Raw genomic sequence first — 14,339 nt, forward strand, 5'->3', positions numbered from 1 at the left:
CGGGTCTGACTGAAGCCAGACCCGTTTCGCGGCGCCGGTTAAGCCCTGTCTCTGATCAACAGGGGCTTCAGGTAATGCCCGGTGTACGACTGCTCCATCTCGGCGACCTGTTCAGGTGTGCCGGTCGCAATGATCTGCCCACCTCTCGAACCGCCTTCCGGCCCCAGGTCCACCAGCCAGTCGGCCGTCTTGATGACATCCAGGTTGTGCTCGATCACCACCACCGTGTTGCCGTGGTCGCGTAAGCGATGCAATACATCCAGCAACTGCTGAATATCCGCAAAGTGCAGGCCCGTGGTCGGCTCATCGAGGATATACAGCGTTTTGCCAGTGTCGCGCTTGGACAGCTCACGTGACAGCTTGACCCGCTGCGCCTCGCCGCCTGACAGTGTTGTCGCCGATTGCCCCAGCTTGATATAGGAAAGTCCTACATCCATCAGGGTTTGCAGCTTGCGCGCCAGTGCGGGAACGGCGTCGAAGAACTCACGCGCTTCCTCGATGGTCATCTCCAGCACTTCGTGGACGTTCCTGCCCTTGTACTTGATCTCAAGCGTTTCACGGTTGTAACGCTTGCTCTTGCACACATCGCAGGGCACGTAGATGTCCGGCAGAAAGTGCATCTCGACCTTGATCAGCCCGTCGCCCTGGCACGCCTCGCAGCGTCCGCCCTTGACGTTGAACGAGAACCGGCCCGGACCGTAACCCCGTGAGCGCGATTCAGGTACACCGGCAAACAGTTCACGAATCGGCGTGAACAGCCCGGTATAGGTCGCCGGGTTGGAGCGCGGCGTACGACCGATAGGGCTCTGGTCAATGTCGACGACCTTGTCCAGATGCTGCAGGCCATTGATGCTGTCGTGCGCGGCCGCCTCAAGCGTCGTGGCACCGTTCAGCGCCGTGGCGCTCAGCGGAAACAGTGTGTTATTGATCAGCGTCGACTTGCCCGACCCGGAAACACCCGTCACGCAGGTCAGCAGACCAATCGGAATATCGAGATTGACGTTCTGCAGGTTGTTGCCACGCGCACCTTTGAGCGTCAGCGACAGCTTCTTGTTACGCGGAGTGCGCTTGGCGGGTACAGCAATCTTTACACGGCCCGACAGGTACTTGCCGGTCAGTGAGTCAGGATGCGACATCACTTCGTCCGGCGTACCTTCGGCAACGATATGCCCACCATGCACACCCGCGCCCGGGCCAATGTCGACCACATAGTCGGCCAGACGAATCGCATCTTCATCGTGCTCGACCACAATCACCGTATTACCGATGTCGCGCAGGTGCTTGAGCGTGCCCAGCAAACGATCGTTGTCGCGCTGGTGCAGACCGATGGACGGCTCATCGAGGATGTACATCACCCCGACAAGGCCCGCACCGATCTGGCTGGCCAGACGAATACGCTGTGCTTCTCCGCCGGACAGAGTGTCCGCGCTGCGATCCAGTGTCAGGTAATCCAGCCCGACATTGACCAGAAACTGCAGACGCTCACGAATTTCCTTGAGAATCTTGTCGGCAATTTCGCCGCGCCGTCCGGTCAGCTTGAGCGTTTCGAAGTAATGCGTGGCATCGCCAATCGGCAGATTGGTCACCGCAGGCAAAGTCTTTTCACCTACCCACACATGGCGCGCCTCACGACGCAAGCGGGTGCCTCGGCAATCGGGGCAGGGCTGCGTGCCCAGAAACTTGGCCAGCTCTTCACGCACGGTCGCTGATTCGGTTTCCCGGTAGCGACGTTCCAGATTCGGCACGATGCCTTCGAACGGGTGCGCGCGCTTGACGATATCGCCGCGGTCGTTCAGATAGCGGAAGTCGACACTCTGCGAGCCGCTGCCGTTGAGCAGAATTTTCTGCATGTCGGCCGGGATTTCTTTGAACGGCACTTCCAGACTGAAACCGTAGTGCTTGGATAGCGACCCCAGCATCTGGAAGTAATAGACGTTACGCCTGTCCCAGCCTCGTATCGCGCCTTCGGCAAGCGTCAACTCGGCATTTACCAGTCGCTTGATATCAAAGAACTGCTTTACGCCCAGACCATCGCAGGTCGGGCATGCGCCGGCCGGGTTGTTGAAGGAGAACAGCTTCGGTTCCAGCTCGCTGATCGCATGGCCACAGATAGGGCAGGCGAAGCGGGCGGAGAAGATCACTTCCTCGCCCGGCTCGTCGTCCATTGGCGCAACCAGGGCGATACCGTCGGCCAGCTTCAGGGCGGTCTCAAAGGACTCGGCCAAACGCTGCTGCAGATCGGCGCGGACCTTGAAACGGTCCACGACCACATCAATCGAGTGCTTCTTCTGCTTGTCCAGCTTCGGCAGCTCATCCAGCTCGCACAGCTTGCCGTTGACCCGCGCGCGGACAAAACCTTGCGCGCGCAGCTCTTCAAAGACCGAGAGATGCTCACCCTTGCGCTCACGGATAACCGGCGCAAGCAGCATCAACTTGCTGCCTTCGGGCTGGGTCAACACGAGATCGACCATCTGGCTGACGGTCTGCGCTTCCAGCGGGATATCGTGGTCCGGGCAGCGAGGCTGTCCGACTCGTGCGTATAAAAGACGCAGGTAGTCGTAAATCTCGGTGATTGTCCCCACGGTCGAGCGCGGGTTGTGCGAAGTAGACTTCTGCTCGATGGAAATCGCTGGCGATAGACCTTCGATCGTGTCGACGTCCGGTTTTTCCATCATCGACAGAAACTGGCGGGCATAGGCCGACAGCGATTCGACATAGCGGCGTTGCCCTTCGGCGTACAGCGTATCGAAAGCCAGCGAAGACTTGCCTGAACCGGAGAGTCCGGTGATAACGATCAGTTTGTCGCGGGGAAGTGTCAGGTCAATATTTTTCAGGTTGTGGGTTCGTGCCCCACGTATCAGGATCTTGTCCACTGCGGCCTCGCTTGGCGGGCATAAACGACGGAGTATAAGGCTCCGAGCCATTACGCGGCAAAGCGTCGCGTATGTGCTGTACAACGATGGGACTGGTAGAATCGCCGCCGGTTCACACGAGGTTATTCCATGCACGATACCCACAGCGAGCGTATGAGTAGCGGCGAGACCCGCGCAGCAGGCGGTCTGGCCCTGGTGTTCGCGTTCCGCATGCTTGGCATGTTCATGGTTTTGCCGGTTCTGGCAACCTACGGCATGGACCTGGCGGGCGCGAGCCCTGCACTGATCGGTCTGGCGATTGGCGCTTATGGCCTGACCCAGGCTGTGCTGCAGATTCCGTTCGGGATCATTTCCGACCGTATCGGACGGCGACCGGTTATTTATCTCGGCCTGATCATTTTTGCGATTGGCAGCGTGGTGGCGGCAAATGCCGATTCGATCTGGGGAATCATCGCCGGGCGCATCCTGCAGGGTGCCGGTGCGATTTCCGCCGCGGTCATGGCCTTGCTCTCTGACCTGACCCGCGAACAGCATCGCACCAAGGCCATGGCCATGATAGGCATGACCATCGGTCTGTCGTTCGCCATCGCCATGGTGGTCGGCCCGGTGATCACCGGTATGTTCGGTCTTTCGGGATTGTTCCTGGCCACAGGCGGTATGGCCTTGCTGGGGCTTCTGATCGTCGCGTTTGTGGTGCCCAAGGCCAATGGCCCGTTGATGCACCGCGAATCCGGCGTTGCCAGACAGGCCCTTGGGGCAACTTTGCGTCATCCCGACCTGCTACGCCTGGATTTGGGTATCTTCGTGTTGCATGCGATGCTCATGTCCAGCTTCGTGGCCTTGCCGCTGGCGCTGGTCGAAAAAGCCGGTTTGCCCAAGGAAGAGCACTGGTGGGTCTACCTGACCGCCTTGCTGGTTTCCTTCTTCGCGATGATCCCGTTCATCATCTACGGCGAGAAGAAACGTCAAATGAAGCGCGTTCTGCTGGGCGCCGTCACAGTTTTAATGCTGGCTGAGCTATTCTTCTGGGCATACGGCGACACGTTGCGGGCACTGGTCATCGGGACAGTGGTATTCTTCACCGCGTTCAACCTGCTGGAAGCGTCGTTGCCGTCGCTGATCAGCAAGGTTTCACCGGCCGGCGGAAAAGGCACGGCAATGGGAGTTTATTCCACCAGCCAGTTTCTTGGTTCGGCCGCAGGTGGGATACTGGGCGGCTGGTTGTTCCAGCACGGTGGGCTCGATGTGGTGTTCCTGGGTGGTGCAGCCATGGCCGCCGTCTGGCTCGCCTTTGCAGTGACCATGCGAGAACCGCCTTACGTGACCAGCCTACGTCTGCCGTTGTCGCCGCAGGCGCAGCGTGAAGCAGGCCTGGCAGAGCGTTTGATGTCCGTAGCAGGCGTGACAGATGCAGTGGTGGTTGCTGAAGAGGCGGCCATCTACATAAAACTCGACACAAAATTATTGGATCGCGCCTCTCTTGAAAAGCTGGTCAATCCAGCGTCAGAAGCGTGCGAAGCCTAGGAGAACGTTATGGCCCGTGGGGTTAACAAAGTCATATTGGTCGGTACATGCGGCCAGGATCCCGAAGTTCGCTACTTGCCTAACGGTAACGCCGTGACCAACCTGAGTCTGGCAACCAGCGAACAATGGACTGACAAGCAGAGCGGTCAGAAAGTCGAAAAGACCGAATGGCACCGTGTATCGATGTTCGGCAAAGTCGCCGAAATCGCTGGCGAATACCTGCGCAAGGGTTCGCAGGTGTACATCGAAGGCAAGCTGCAGACCCGCGAGTGGGAAAAAGACGGCATCAAGCGCTACACCACTGAAATCGTCGTCGACATGCAGGGCACCATGCAGCTGCTGGGTGGCCGCCCACAAGGCGACTCCCAACAAGGTCAGGGCGGCGGCAACTACAACCAGTCCGCACCGCGTCCACAGCAGTCGCGCCCTCAGCAATCGGCGCCGCAGCAGTCCGCACCTCAGCAAAACTACAACCAGCAGCCGCCACAACGCGACTCGCGCCCGGCGCCGCAACAACAAGCGCCGCAGCCAGCTGCTGATTTCGATAGCTTTGATGATGATATTCCGTTCTAGCACATCGCTGGAACCTGCTGTTCAGGTCCAGAACCGGAGCCCCCGTTTATCGGGGGCTTCGTCGTTTTCAGGCGTCAAAAAGCGCTGAACCACTTTGGCTGCACTGCTGCCGTGGGAGCCGCTGAGCACCTAAATCCGCGCATCCTTCTGCATTTGCGCGTTTTCGAAACAATGCGCGATCACCCAGCTCGCCGGCTTCACCTCACCTCGTGGGCCAAACGCCAATGCCCGTTGTGCCAACGGCCCGTTGCTGGCCGTGGCGCCTGCAACATGCGGGCTGTCCCAAACACCCCACGTAATAACGGTAGATACCGAGCGCGTGGCAAGCACCTCGTCGAGATACCGCTTATAAGTCGCTGCAACTGATCCATCGCGCTCTGCGATAGACCCCGTCAAGTGGCTGTCGTCGACGTCCAGTTCCGTGATATGGATCGACAACCCCATATCACGCACTGCAAGAATAAAGCGGGAAAGACCCGGACCAAATGTGTCGCCTGCACGCAGGTGGGACTGAATGCCAAGGCCGTGTATCGGAATGCCCCGCTGCTTGAGCCCGCGCAGCAGGGCGAGCACGGCAGTGCGTTTGCTTTCGCCGTAATGGGCATCCTTTTCCAGGCCGTAATCGTTGTAGCAGAGCAGGGCGTCCGGGTCGGCCTTGTGCGCAGCCTTGAAGGCTATGTCCAGATAGCGAGGCCCGAGCATCTGATACCAGAATGAATTGCGCAGCCCGTCAGGCTGGCCGTCCTCCAGCTGGATGGCTTCGTTGACGACGTCCCATGCGCTGATAAGGCCACGATAATGGCTGGCGACGGTACTGATGTGCGCCGTCAGCACCGCTTCGGCGTTCGTCGGGGTGACGGTGTGGTGAACCCAGTCGGGTAAAGAGCGATGCCAGCAGAAAGTGTGGCCGCGCATACGCTGGTCATGCGCTTTCGCAAACGCCGCGATTGCGTCGGCGGGTGCGAAGTTGTAACGCTCTGGCTCGGGGTGGACGGTCTGCCACTTCAAGGCGTTTTCTGGCACTACGATGCTGGCCTGACGGGCGACCAGCTGCCGATAGGCCGCATCGTCATTCAGCTTTGCCGGATCAATCGCAAAGCCGAACCGAATACCTTTCTCGGCTGCAGGCTGGCGCAATGCGGGAAAGGGTTCTGCCGCCAGCAGCCTGCTGTTGACGAAGGGCATACACGCCAGCAGGCGGACAAACGCAGTCAGAAAACTGCGTCGACTAGCCCGGCGCATTACGCACCAAAGATCCCCATCAACTCCTCACGCCCGACCATCACGGTCATTGACCCTTGTTTCTGTTCGCCTTCAATCGTGCACAACAATCCGGCCTCCCTACAAATCACTGCGCCTGCCGCGATGTCCCACAGGCTGGTGAATTTCTCCATGTACCCATCCGTTTGCCCCAGCGCGGCGAACGCCAGGCCGATGGTTGCGCAGCGATAGCCTGCCAGGCCCCAGCCTTGTTGGCGCAAGGTCAGTTGTAGTCGTCCCAACTCTTCAGCGTCCCATCGGGTGTTTTCGCCTACGCCGGCAATACGCAAATGCTCTGGCGGTTGCGGGCGGACGAAAGGGATGCCATTGCGCAGCAGGCCATCGCCCGTGCGCGCTGCCAGGGTGTAGCCCAATGCCGGGTAGGCGACGACGCCGATTTCGGGTTCACCTGCGGACATGTACGCCACTGCTATTCCCCACAGCGGTGTGCCACGCAGGTAGTTGCCGGTGCCGTCGATAGGGTCGATAACCCAGCCGTCGGTGATGAATTCGCCGCCCATTTCTTCGCCAAGAATTGCATCGTCGGGGAAGTGTTTGCTCAGCTCTGCACGGAGCAGTTGCTCCACTTCGAAGTCGGCGCGGGAGACGAGGTCTTGTGCGCTTTTGGTGGTGATGTCGAGGGTGTGGCGGTCGTTGAAATACGCCATGGCCAGGCCGGTGGCCTGTTCTACGGCGTGCATGGCGACGCTGAGTCGTTTGTTCATTGCAGACAGCCTCCGTTCGGCAGGTTCAACAAGTCCGGGTAATCACTGAGAATCGACTGCGCGCCGTGTTCCAGCAGGTAATGCGCACGCTTCGGGCTGTTGATGGTAGCCACGGCGAATTCGACGCCGCTGCTTTTCAGGCGAACAAGGTGATGGTCATCGAGCATGTCGTCAAGTACGTGAAGTATTCGGCAGTCATATTCGGCCAGCAAAGCGACCGGGTCAGCAGGCGCAACCACGCAGGCGATGGCCAGCGGTACGTCCTTCCACAAGCGGCGGGCGGCAGTTAGCGAGCGCACCGAAAAGCTGGAGACGAACAACCGATCATTGTCGGCGGGCCACAGGCTTTTGAGGATTGGCATCACCACTTCCGCCGTCTCGATATCGTCGCCAATGGTCGGTTTGAGTTCGACCTGCAAACCTAGGTTGAGGCGCAGCGCGCATGCCACGATCTCTTCGAAGGTCGGGATCTGCAAGCCCGCGAATTCAGGTGCGAACCAGCTGCCTGCGTCCAGTTTGCGGATGGCCTCAAGTTCGTGAAGCACGACAGCGCCGCGCCCGTTGGTGGTTCGGTCCAGCAAGTCGTCGTGAATCACGACAGGCTGGCCATCGCGGGTCAGCTTCACGTCGATCTCGACCCACTCGGCGCCGCACTCGGCGGCTTTCTCCAGGGCCAGCAGGGTATTTTCCGGTACGTAAGCCTTGGCACCACGATGGGCAATCAGGGACGAGCGGACGAGGGGCGCGGGTTTGAGCATGGCGGGTCACTTGGTGGTTTGGGAGAAGGAAACGAGCTGGCGTTGGCCACTCTCGATATCGAACAGCAAGGGCACGGGATGGATGGCGAGTCGAACCTGGGTGCCGGGCATCAGATGCTGCCGTTCGGCGAGGCTGACAACACAGCGTGTTCCGGCCAACTGGCAATACAGCAGGCTGTGGCTGCCGAGATTTTCCGAAGATTCAACGGTGGCGGTGACGCCTGTCTGGCCGAGCACGACGGTCTCGGGGCGCAGGCCCATCAGCCATTTGCCTGTCCGGTTGCTGGCAATGCCGAGTTTGATGGGCAGGCGCTGCCCGTCGGCCAGTATCAGAACATTGTCGTCCAGGCAGTGCACAGGCAGCAGGTTCATGGGCGGGGTGCCGATGAAGCTGGCGACGAATATGCTGGCGGGTTGATCGTAGATGTCGGTGGGCGTGCCGATCTGCTCGACATGGCCCTTGTTGAGAATCACCACACGCTCAGCCAGGGTCATGGCCTCGGTCTGATCATGGGTGACATACAGAATCGTCGCACCGGTCTGCTGGTGCAGGTTACGAATCAACAGGCGCATTTCATGGCGCAGCGCGCTGTCCAGATTGCACAGCGGTTCATCGAATAGCAGCACCGGCGGTTTGCGGATCAGCGCCCGACCGATCGCAACGCGCTGACGCTGACCGCCGGAAAGCTCTCCGGGCTTGCGTTGCAGCAACTCCTCCAGCCCCAGCGAACTGGCACACTCGCGAATACGCTGTTCGCGCTCCTTGCGTGAGATGCGTGCCAGCTTCAGCGCGTAACCGATGTTGTCGGCGACGCTCATGTGCGGATAGAGCGCGTAGTTCTGAAACACCATGGCGCAGCCACGTTCCTTGGGCGGCAGGCGCGTCACGTCGCGGCCACCCATCAGAATCTGCCCTTGGCTGACGTCCTCCAGCCCGGCGACCATGCGCAGCAACGTTGACTTGCCACACCCGGACGGGCCGAGGATGACGTTAAGCTCGCCCGCCTTGAAAACCAGATCGAGCCCGTGAAGGATGTGCCCAGAGCCATAGGTTTTGTGCAGGCCCTTGAGGACGATATCCGGCGCGCAGGCAATAGGGGTGAGCGCGTTCATTTACCGACTCCGATCAGACCTTTGACAAACCATCGCTGCATGAGCGCAATGACGAGGATGGGGGGTAGCATGCTGACCACGGCGGCGGCCATCAGCAGGTTCCATTCGGGGACCTGGGTTGCATCGGTCGGCAGAAAGCTGGCGACGCCCAGCACCAGCGTGCGCATGTCCTCGCGATTGGTCGCGACCAGCGGCCACAGGTAGTCTTTCCACGCGCCGATGAACACCAGCGTGCCGAGCGCCGCGAAGTTGGTCTTCGACAGCGGCAGCAGAATGTCGACAAAAAAACGCCAGGGCCCGGCACCGTCCATGCGGGCGGCCTCGACCAGTTCGGCGGGCAGCGTCTGGTAAAACTGCCGGAACAGAAAGGTGCCGGTGGCTGAGGCGATCAGCGGCAAGGCGAGCCCTGTGTAGCTGTCGAGCAGGTTGATGGTCGGCACCGGCAGCCACTGGATGCCCAGCCATTGCAACAGATTGCGTAGCGGTCCGAGCAGGTCGCTGGCCACCGCATACGTGGGGATGATGCGTACTTCCAGCGGCAGCAGCAGAGCGCCCAGCACGGCAAAGAAGATCACCGAGGTGTAGCGGCTGCGAAAGTACACCACGGCAAATGCCGTCAGCGCCGAAAGTGTCAGCTTGCCGATCACCACCAGCGTGGCGACCAGCAGGCTATTGCCCAGCAAGCGCAGCAGGTCGAGGCGTCGGGTGACTTGTTGCAGGTTCTCCAGCAGTTGGTCGCCGGGTATCAGCGCAAGGCCGTGGGCGAACAGTTGTGGGTTGCTGACCGTTGCCGAGCAGACTGCGACGTACAGCGGCCCCAGGGCGAACACCAGCCCGAGCGTCAGCAGCAGGTAAGCGCCCGCGTCGATCAGCCGGTGACGCTCGATCATGCTTTCACCCCACGGCGCTGGAAGCGGGACAAGAGTTTGAACTGAGCGATGCTCAGCGCTACAACTGCCAGCAACATAAGCACTGACAGTGTCGACGAACCTGCCAGATCCAGGCCCATGAAACCGTCGGTGTAAATCTTGTAGGCCAGTACGTTGGTGGTATCGCCGGGCCCGCCGTGTGTGAGGGTGTCGACCAGTCCGAAGCTGTTCGACAGGCTTTCCAGCAGGTCGATGACAAACACGAACAGCAGATAGGGCGCAATCAGCGGCAGCTGTATGTCGAGCATGCGTCGCAACGGGCCTGCCCCGTCCAGTGCGGCGGCGGCGAGGTAGTCATCGGGGACGGATTTCAAGCTGGCGACCAGCATCACGAAGTTGAACGGCACCAGGCACCAGGCATAGGCCACGATCAGCAACAACATGCTCTGCATCGGGCTGGCGTAGGGTGCCCAGGTGCCGGGGGCAATCGCGTTAAGCCAGGCGAAAATACCCATCACCGGATTGGCCAGCACGTGAAAGACAATGCCGATGGTGGCGCCCGATACCGCGTAGGGCCAGATCAGCAGGTTGCGAAACACTGCGTTGCCGCGCAGTTTCAGTTCAAGGCACAGCGCAAGCACCAGTGCGATGAGGATCGAAAGCACAACGCTCGACAGGCTGAACACCAGCGTCGAGCCTAGCGACGCGAGCACGCCAGGGTCTCTCAACACTCGCCAATAGTTGCTCAGGCCGACAAAGATTTCGTTACCGCCGAAGGGCGGCACCAGATGAAACGACCACCAGATTGCCTGGACTGCAGGCCAATAAAAGAACAACCCGAGTGCCAGCAATTGGGGCAGGGCAAACAGCAGCGCCAGGCGCGGTTGCGGAAAATGCGCCCGAGGTTTCATGGCGTTGCCCCGTCTGACTCGTTGCTGGCCTGGGCCTGATGCATCTGCTGAAACAGACTGAGCAATTCGTTGGCGCGCAGCGTTGTCTGACGCAGGGCGTGTTCAACGCTCTGGCGACCGGCGAGCGCGTTTTCCATTTCCTGCGACCAAACAAGACGCATCAGCGTGATAAAGCCGCAGCGCAAAGGCGTAGAAGGCTGGCCGTCAATGTCGTGAAGTGCCGCAAGCCCGACCATTACGGCCGACGGCTCTCTGCCTGCGGATTGCAACCGTGCCGCTGCCGCCTGAGTAACTGGCAGGTAGCCGGTCCGGGCACTGAACACCAACTGATTATCCGGTTGCAGTACGAACGCCAGAAACTCCGAGACCAGCCGGTAATCCCGCGCGGCATGCCCACGCATCACCCACAGCGAGGAACCTCCGGGAGCGTTGGTACGGCGTTGGGTGTTGGCGTAAATCGGCAGTGCTGTGACATCGATATCGGATTTGAGCGTGCTGTGCACGATATTCCAGGCACCGGTGGAGTCGATCAGCATGGCGCAGTCGTCGGTGGCGAAAGCCAGCGCCTGTTGACCGCTGCGGGTCGAATCCTCGTGCACCACCAGACCTTCGGCGGTCCATTGCGCCAGGTCGTTCATCAAGCGCAGGTGGGCACCTTTGTCGAACTGATAGCGTTCGGTGCCAGCGGCGCGAACCGCAACTTCGGTGCCTTGCGCTGCACTGGTCTGCTCCAGCCAGATCCACGGCGAAAATTCGCTGACGACAGGGCATGCGTGGCCGTTTTTCTTCAAGGCCCGCAAGGCTGTAGCAAATGCTTCCCAAGTGGCGGGGGGCTCGCTGATACCTGCCGCGGCCAGGGCATTTCGGTGCGTGTAGAGCACGGCGGTGGACGCCGCAAAAGGCTGGGCCGCCAGAGCGCCGTGATCATCGGAGTAATAGCGGCGCAAGGCTGGCAGAAAGGTGTCGTCGGAATAGGCCCTTTGATGACCGGCCATGATGGCCTCGACAGGCAGAGTGGCACCGCCCAGTAGCATGTCAGGCGTGGCCACGTCGTAAATTTCGACCAGAGCCGGGCCTATGCCTGCGCGGTACGCTGCGACGGTCTTCTGCAGCGTCTGCTCATAACTGCCCTGGCGGATACAGTGCAGGCGATCCCCATCCTCACGCTGTGCATTGAAGCTTCTGCACAAATCTGCGATGGCACTTCCGGCCGCGCCGCCGTGGCTATACCAGAACTCGGCGGGGGCGGCGAAGACCTGAGCAGCGAACGGCAGCAGCGCCAGCATGGAAAGCGTCTTACTGATGAAAGGCATGAGGACACCCACAAGAACTCAGTGCCATTTAATACAGCTTGTGTGTAGTATTTGTGACCTGCGCGACTTTTATTAAATTTTCATGATGGAAGTGTGCAATGGGTGGCGGGCGATACACTGCTTTACACGCCCACTGTTTTAATCCTCCCCTGATTTGTAGATTCCATGCCCCTCGACCTCGATACGCCACTTCATGCGCACCAACCGCTGAGCCTGAATGAACGCAAATTGCTGGATATCCTTCGCCGTCGAGGTGTGATCACCCGCGCCACGGTTTCGACCGAGATGGACCTGGCTCAGCAGTCGGTGCACCGCCTGATCGAAGAACTGATCAGCCGAGGCCTGCTGCGCAGCGGCGAGCGAGTGAAGAACGGCCGTGGTCAGCCCAGCCCGCGCATTGAGCTGGTCAACGAGGCGGTGTATGTCATCGGCGTATCGATCAATACCGATTCGGCAGTGGTCTGCATCGCCGATCTGGGCTGCAATGTGCTGGAACAGGTCACCTTGCGTACGCCGCCGTTGAGCCGCAACAGCACGCTGGATTCGCTTGATCAGACCATCGAACGCATGCTTCAACGCAATGGCATCGAGGCGCAACGAGTAATTGGCATGGGCTTCGCCATCGCCGGTTTTTTTCTTGAGAACCGCCAGATCAATGCACCTGAACCGCTGCGCGATTGGTCATTGATTGACTTGCAACCGATACTCGAAGAACGCTTCGGCATGCCGGTCTGGCTGGAAAACAACGCCACCACTGCGGCCATCGGTGAAAGCCTGGTGGGCGTGGGGGCCTGGGCCAGCAACTTCATCTACCTGTCGTTCAACTTCGGTTTCGGCGCAGGCGTGGTGATCAACGGCAAACCGTATTTCGGCAGCCACGGCAACGCGGGCGAGATCACCCTCTACAACGACGAAGAGTCGATAAACCGTCCGGCCTTGCGTTACCTGCTGGATGAATTGCATCAGAACGGCGTACAGGTAGATTCAATCGAAGACCTGCGCCTGCGCTTCGACCCTGACTGGCCCGGCGTGGACACTTGGCTGGCACGCGTCAAACCAACCCTGGATCGTCTGGTTAACGCACTGGCGGGCCTGTTCGATCCACAGGCGGTAGTGTTTGGCGGGCAATTACCGCCAGAGCTGGGCAGACGCCTGATTGCGGCAACGACTTTCTGGGGAGCCCACCGCTACAACGCGCCACCGCCTCGGCCTCAGTTATTGCTGAGTGAGACCAATGGCGATGCGGCGGCTATCGGGGCGGCACTGGTGCCGTTGAAAGAGCGGTTTTTTGTTTGATCTGTCGTCAACAATAACTCATTGCTGGGTACTGCACGTTGCGGCCGAGGCAATGGTCATGCAGCAAAAGCCACCTCGGCCTGTCCAGTTCGAGACTATCGCGCGGATGCAGCAGGCAGGTGCATTGGCTGGCCAATTAATATTTCTTCATGCGGTCTTTGCTTAAGATTCAAGAGCCTCGGCCGATCATATTAGATGGCTGGGCTTAAGTTGCCGCTCATCACCGTTGACTAAGAAGTTATTATACTTGTGGAGTGGACAAGTGAACTTACGCCTAGGCTGCAAAGCTATAATGATCGCCCTGTCTTTTGCCTTGTCGAATATGGCCGCGTCTGAAGAGCTGAAAGTCTACAACTTTTCGCCTGTCAATCAATACAATCTTAATCTTTCAGCCGGTTTTTGGAATCCAATCATAAAGTATGTGTCCGAAAAAAGCGGCGTGAACCTCACGCTGAAATTAGGGCGGACCTCCTCTGATACGACAAGTTATGTGCTCGCGCAAGAAGTTGACTTCGCGTTCACCAACCATCTTTTTAGCCCGGAACGCGACAAGATGGGCTGGAAGGTGTTTGGTCGCCGTGACGCGCCTGCTATCGTGGGGCAAATCGTGGTACCTGCCGATTCGCCCATTCATAGCCTTTCAGAGCTAGAGGGCAAGGAAGTCGTGTATCCGGGACCGGAAGCGTTCATCGCTTATAAAGTCACAAACTCGGAGTTGGTCAAGAAAGGGATCAACACGTCTACTGTGTTTGCAGGGAATATGGACGGTGCTTTCAGCCAACTCCTCAGTGGTAAGGCTCAGGCGATGGGAGCCAATTCACAGCTGGTAAGCGGCTACACGGAGAGAGAAGGGAAGTCGTTCCGCGTACTGTGGAGTTCAGCCTCGTTCAATGATTTGGCCCTCATGGCATCCCCTCGGGTTTCTAAAAAAGAACGTGATGCGGTAGCCAACGCATTTTTTAATATGCAAAACGATCCCGACGGTAGCAGGGTTCTTCGTGAGGCGACCGAGCTGGTCCATGCACCGGCACCGATTACCTTCATTCCTGCGACGGAAGCGGATTATGCGTCCTATCGTGATTTTTATAACAGTTTGCCAGCAAACCTTAAGTAAATAATTTCAA

The 14,339-nt window shown here is 59.3% G+C and carries 12 protein-coding genes; 4 read left to right on the forward strand and 8 right to left on the reverse strand.

What is annotated here, in order from left to right; all coding sequences use genetic code 11:
* Positions 1-38: 38 nt before the first annotated feature.
* On the reverse strand, positions 39-2,873 hold the full coding sequence (gene uvrA / locus AO068_RS13600; RefSeq protein WP_058408619.1) for an excinuclease ABC subunit UvrA: 2,835 nt from the start codon (positions 2,871-2,873) through the stop codon (positions 39-41).
* Positions 2,874-3,002: 129 nt separating this feature from the next.
* On the opposite strand from uvrA, the gene AO068_RS13605 reads away from it, so the two are divergent.
* Positions 3,003-4,397 (forward strand): MFS transporter, encoded by a 1,395-nt coding sequence (locus AO068_RS13605; protein WP_002555459.1) that lies wholly within the window; start codon positions 3,003-3,005, stop codon positions 4,395-4,397.
* A 9-nt stretch (positions 4,398-4,406) separates the two neighbouring features.
* Positions 4,407-4,970 (forward strand): single-stranded DNA-binding protein, encoded by a 564-nt coding sequence (locus tag AO068_RS13610; RefSeq protein ID WP_002555458.1) that lies wholly within the window; start codon positions 4,407-4,409, stop codon positions 4,968-4,970.
* Positions 4,971-5,099: 129 nt separating this feature from the next.
* Here the strand turns inward: AO068_RS13610 and AO068_RS13615 are convergent, their stop codons facing one another.
* From AO068_RS13615 to AO068_RS13645, 7 genes are read right to left on the reverse strand one after another with little or no spacing between them, the layout of a single operon-like run.
* Positions 5,100-6,212 carry an endo-1,4-beta-xylanase gene (locus AO068_RS13615; RefSeq protein WP_058408620.1) on the reverse strand — a complete coding sequence of 371 codons (1,113 nt, stop codon included), beginning with the start codon at positions 6,210-6,212 and terminating at the stop codon, positions 5,100-5,102.
* The gene (locus tag AO068_RS13620; protein ID WP_058408621.1) at positions 6,212-6,955 is read right to left on the reverse strand and encodes an inositol monophosphatase family protein; all 744 of its coding nucleotides are present in this window, start codon (positions 6,953-6,955) and stop codon (positions 6,212-6,214) included. The genes AO068_RS13615 and AO068_RS13620 overlap by 1 nt, the downstream gene beginning before the upstream one ends.
* A complete protein-coding gene (locus tag AO068_RS13625) occupies positions 6,952-7,713 on the reverse strand; it encodes a glycerophosphoryl diester phosphodiesterase (protein WP_058408622.1) in 762 nt (253 codons plus the stop codon). Before AO068_RS13625 ends, AO068_RS13620 begins: the two co-directional genes overlap by 4 nt.
* Positions 7,714-7,719: 6 nt before the next feature.
* Positions 7,720-8,826, reverse strand: a complete 1,107-nt coding sequence (locus AO068_RS13630; RefSeq protein WP_058408623.1) for an ABC transporter ATP-binding protein — start codon at positions 8,824-8,826, stop codon at positions 7,720-7,722.
* A complete protein-coding gene (locus tag AO068_RS13635; protein WP_005782015.1) occupies positions 8,823-9,716 on the reverse strand; it encodes an ABC transporter permease subunit in 894 nt (297 codons plus the stop codon). The genes AO068_RS13630 and AO068_RS13635 overlap by 4 nt, the downstream gene beginning before the upstream one ends.
* A complete protein-coding gene (locus AO068_RS13640; protein ID WP_005745974.1) occupies positions 9,713-10,606 on the reverse strand; it encodes a carbohydrate ABC transporter permease in 894 nt (297 codons plus the stop codon). Before AO068_RS13640 ends, AO068_RS13635 begins: the two co-directional genes overlap by 4 nt.
* Positions 10,603-11,919 (reverse strand): extracellular solute-binding protein, encoded by a 1,317-nt coding sequence (locus tag AO068_RS13645; protein ID WP_004667316.1) that lies wholly within the window; start codon positions 11,917-11,919, stop codon positions 10,603-10,605. Before AO068_RS13645 ends, AO068_RS13640 begins: the two co-directional genes overlap by 4 nt.
* A gap of 165 nt (positions 11,920-12,084) precedes the next feature.
* On the opposite strand from AO068_RS13645, the gene AO068_RS13650 reads away from it, so the two are divergent.
* Positions 12,085-13,215 (forward strand): ROK family transcriptional regulator, encoded by a 1,131-nt coding sequence (locus AO068_RS13650; RefSeq protein ID WP_005745972.1) that lies wholly within the window; start codon positions 12,085-12,087, stop codon positions 13,213-13,215.
* Between the two features lie 292 nt (positions 13,216-13,507).
* Positions 13,508-14,329, forward strand: a complete 822-nt coding sequence (locus tag AO068_RS13655; RefSeq protein ID WP_058402678.1) for a phosphate/phosphite/phosphonate ABC transporter substrate-binding protein — start codon at positions 13,508-13,510, stop codon at positions 14,327-14,329.
* Positions 14,330-14,339 lie beyond the last annotated feature (10 nt).

The organism is Pseudomonas sp. ICMP 3272, assembly GCF_001466905.1.
GTDB classification, from domain to species: Bacteria; Pseudomonadota; Gammaproteobacteria; order Pseudomonadales; family Pseudomonadaceae; genus Aquipseudomonas; species Aquipseudomonas amygdali.

Bases quoted from the DNA above. Each gene is read 5' to 3' on its own strand.
- AO068_RS13605 (WP_002555459.1), top strand. From the start codon at position 3,003: ATGCACGATACCCACAGCGAGCGTATGAGTAGCGGCGAGACCCGCGCA.
- AO068_RS13610 (WP_002555458.1), top strand. From the start codon at position 4,407: ATGGCCCGTGGGGTTAACAAAGTCATATTGGTCGGTACATGCGGCCAG.
- AO068_RS13615 (WP_058408620.1), bottom strand. From the start codon at position 6,212: ATGCGCCGGGCTAGTCGACGCAGTTTTCTGACTGCGTTTGTCCGCCTG.
- AO068_RS13620 (WP_058408621.1), bottom strand. From the start codon at position 6,955: ATGAACAAACGACTCAGCGTCGCCATGCACGCCGTAGAACAGGCCACC.
- AO068_RS13625 (WP_058408622.1), bottom strand. From the start codon at position 7,713: ATGCTCAAACCCGCGCCCCTCGTCCGCTCGTCCCTGATTGCCCATCGT.
- AO068_RS13630 (WP_058408623.1), bottom strand. From the start codon at position 8,826: ATGAACGCGCTCACCCCTATTGCCTGCGCGCCGGATATCGTCCTCAAG.
- AO068_RS13635 (WP_005782015.1), bottom strand. From the start codon at position 9,716: ATGATCGAGCGTCACCGGCTGATCGACGCGGGCGCTTACCTGCTGCTG.
- AO068_RS13640 (WP_005745974.1), bottom strand. From the start codon at position 10,606: ATGAAACCTCGGGCGCATTTTCCGCAACCGCGCCTGGCGCTGCTGTTT.
- AO068_RS13645 (WP_004667316.1), bottom strand. From the start codon at position 11,919: ATGCCTTTCATCAGTAAGACGCTTTCCATGCTGGCGCTGCTGCCGTTC.
- AO068_RS13650 (WP_005745972.1), top strand. From the start codon at position 12,085: ATGCCCCTCGACCTCGATACGCCACTTCATGCGCACCAACCGCTGAGC.
- AO068_RS13655 (WP_058402678.1), top strand. From the start codon at position 13,508: ATGATCGCCCTGTCTTTTGCCTTGTCGAATATGGCCGCGTCTGAAGAG.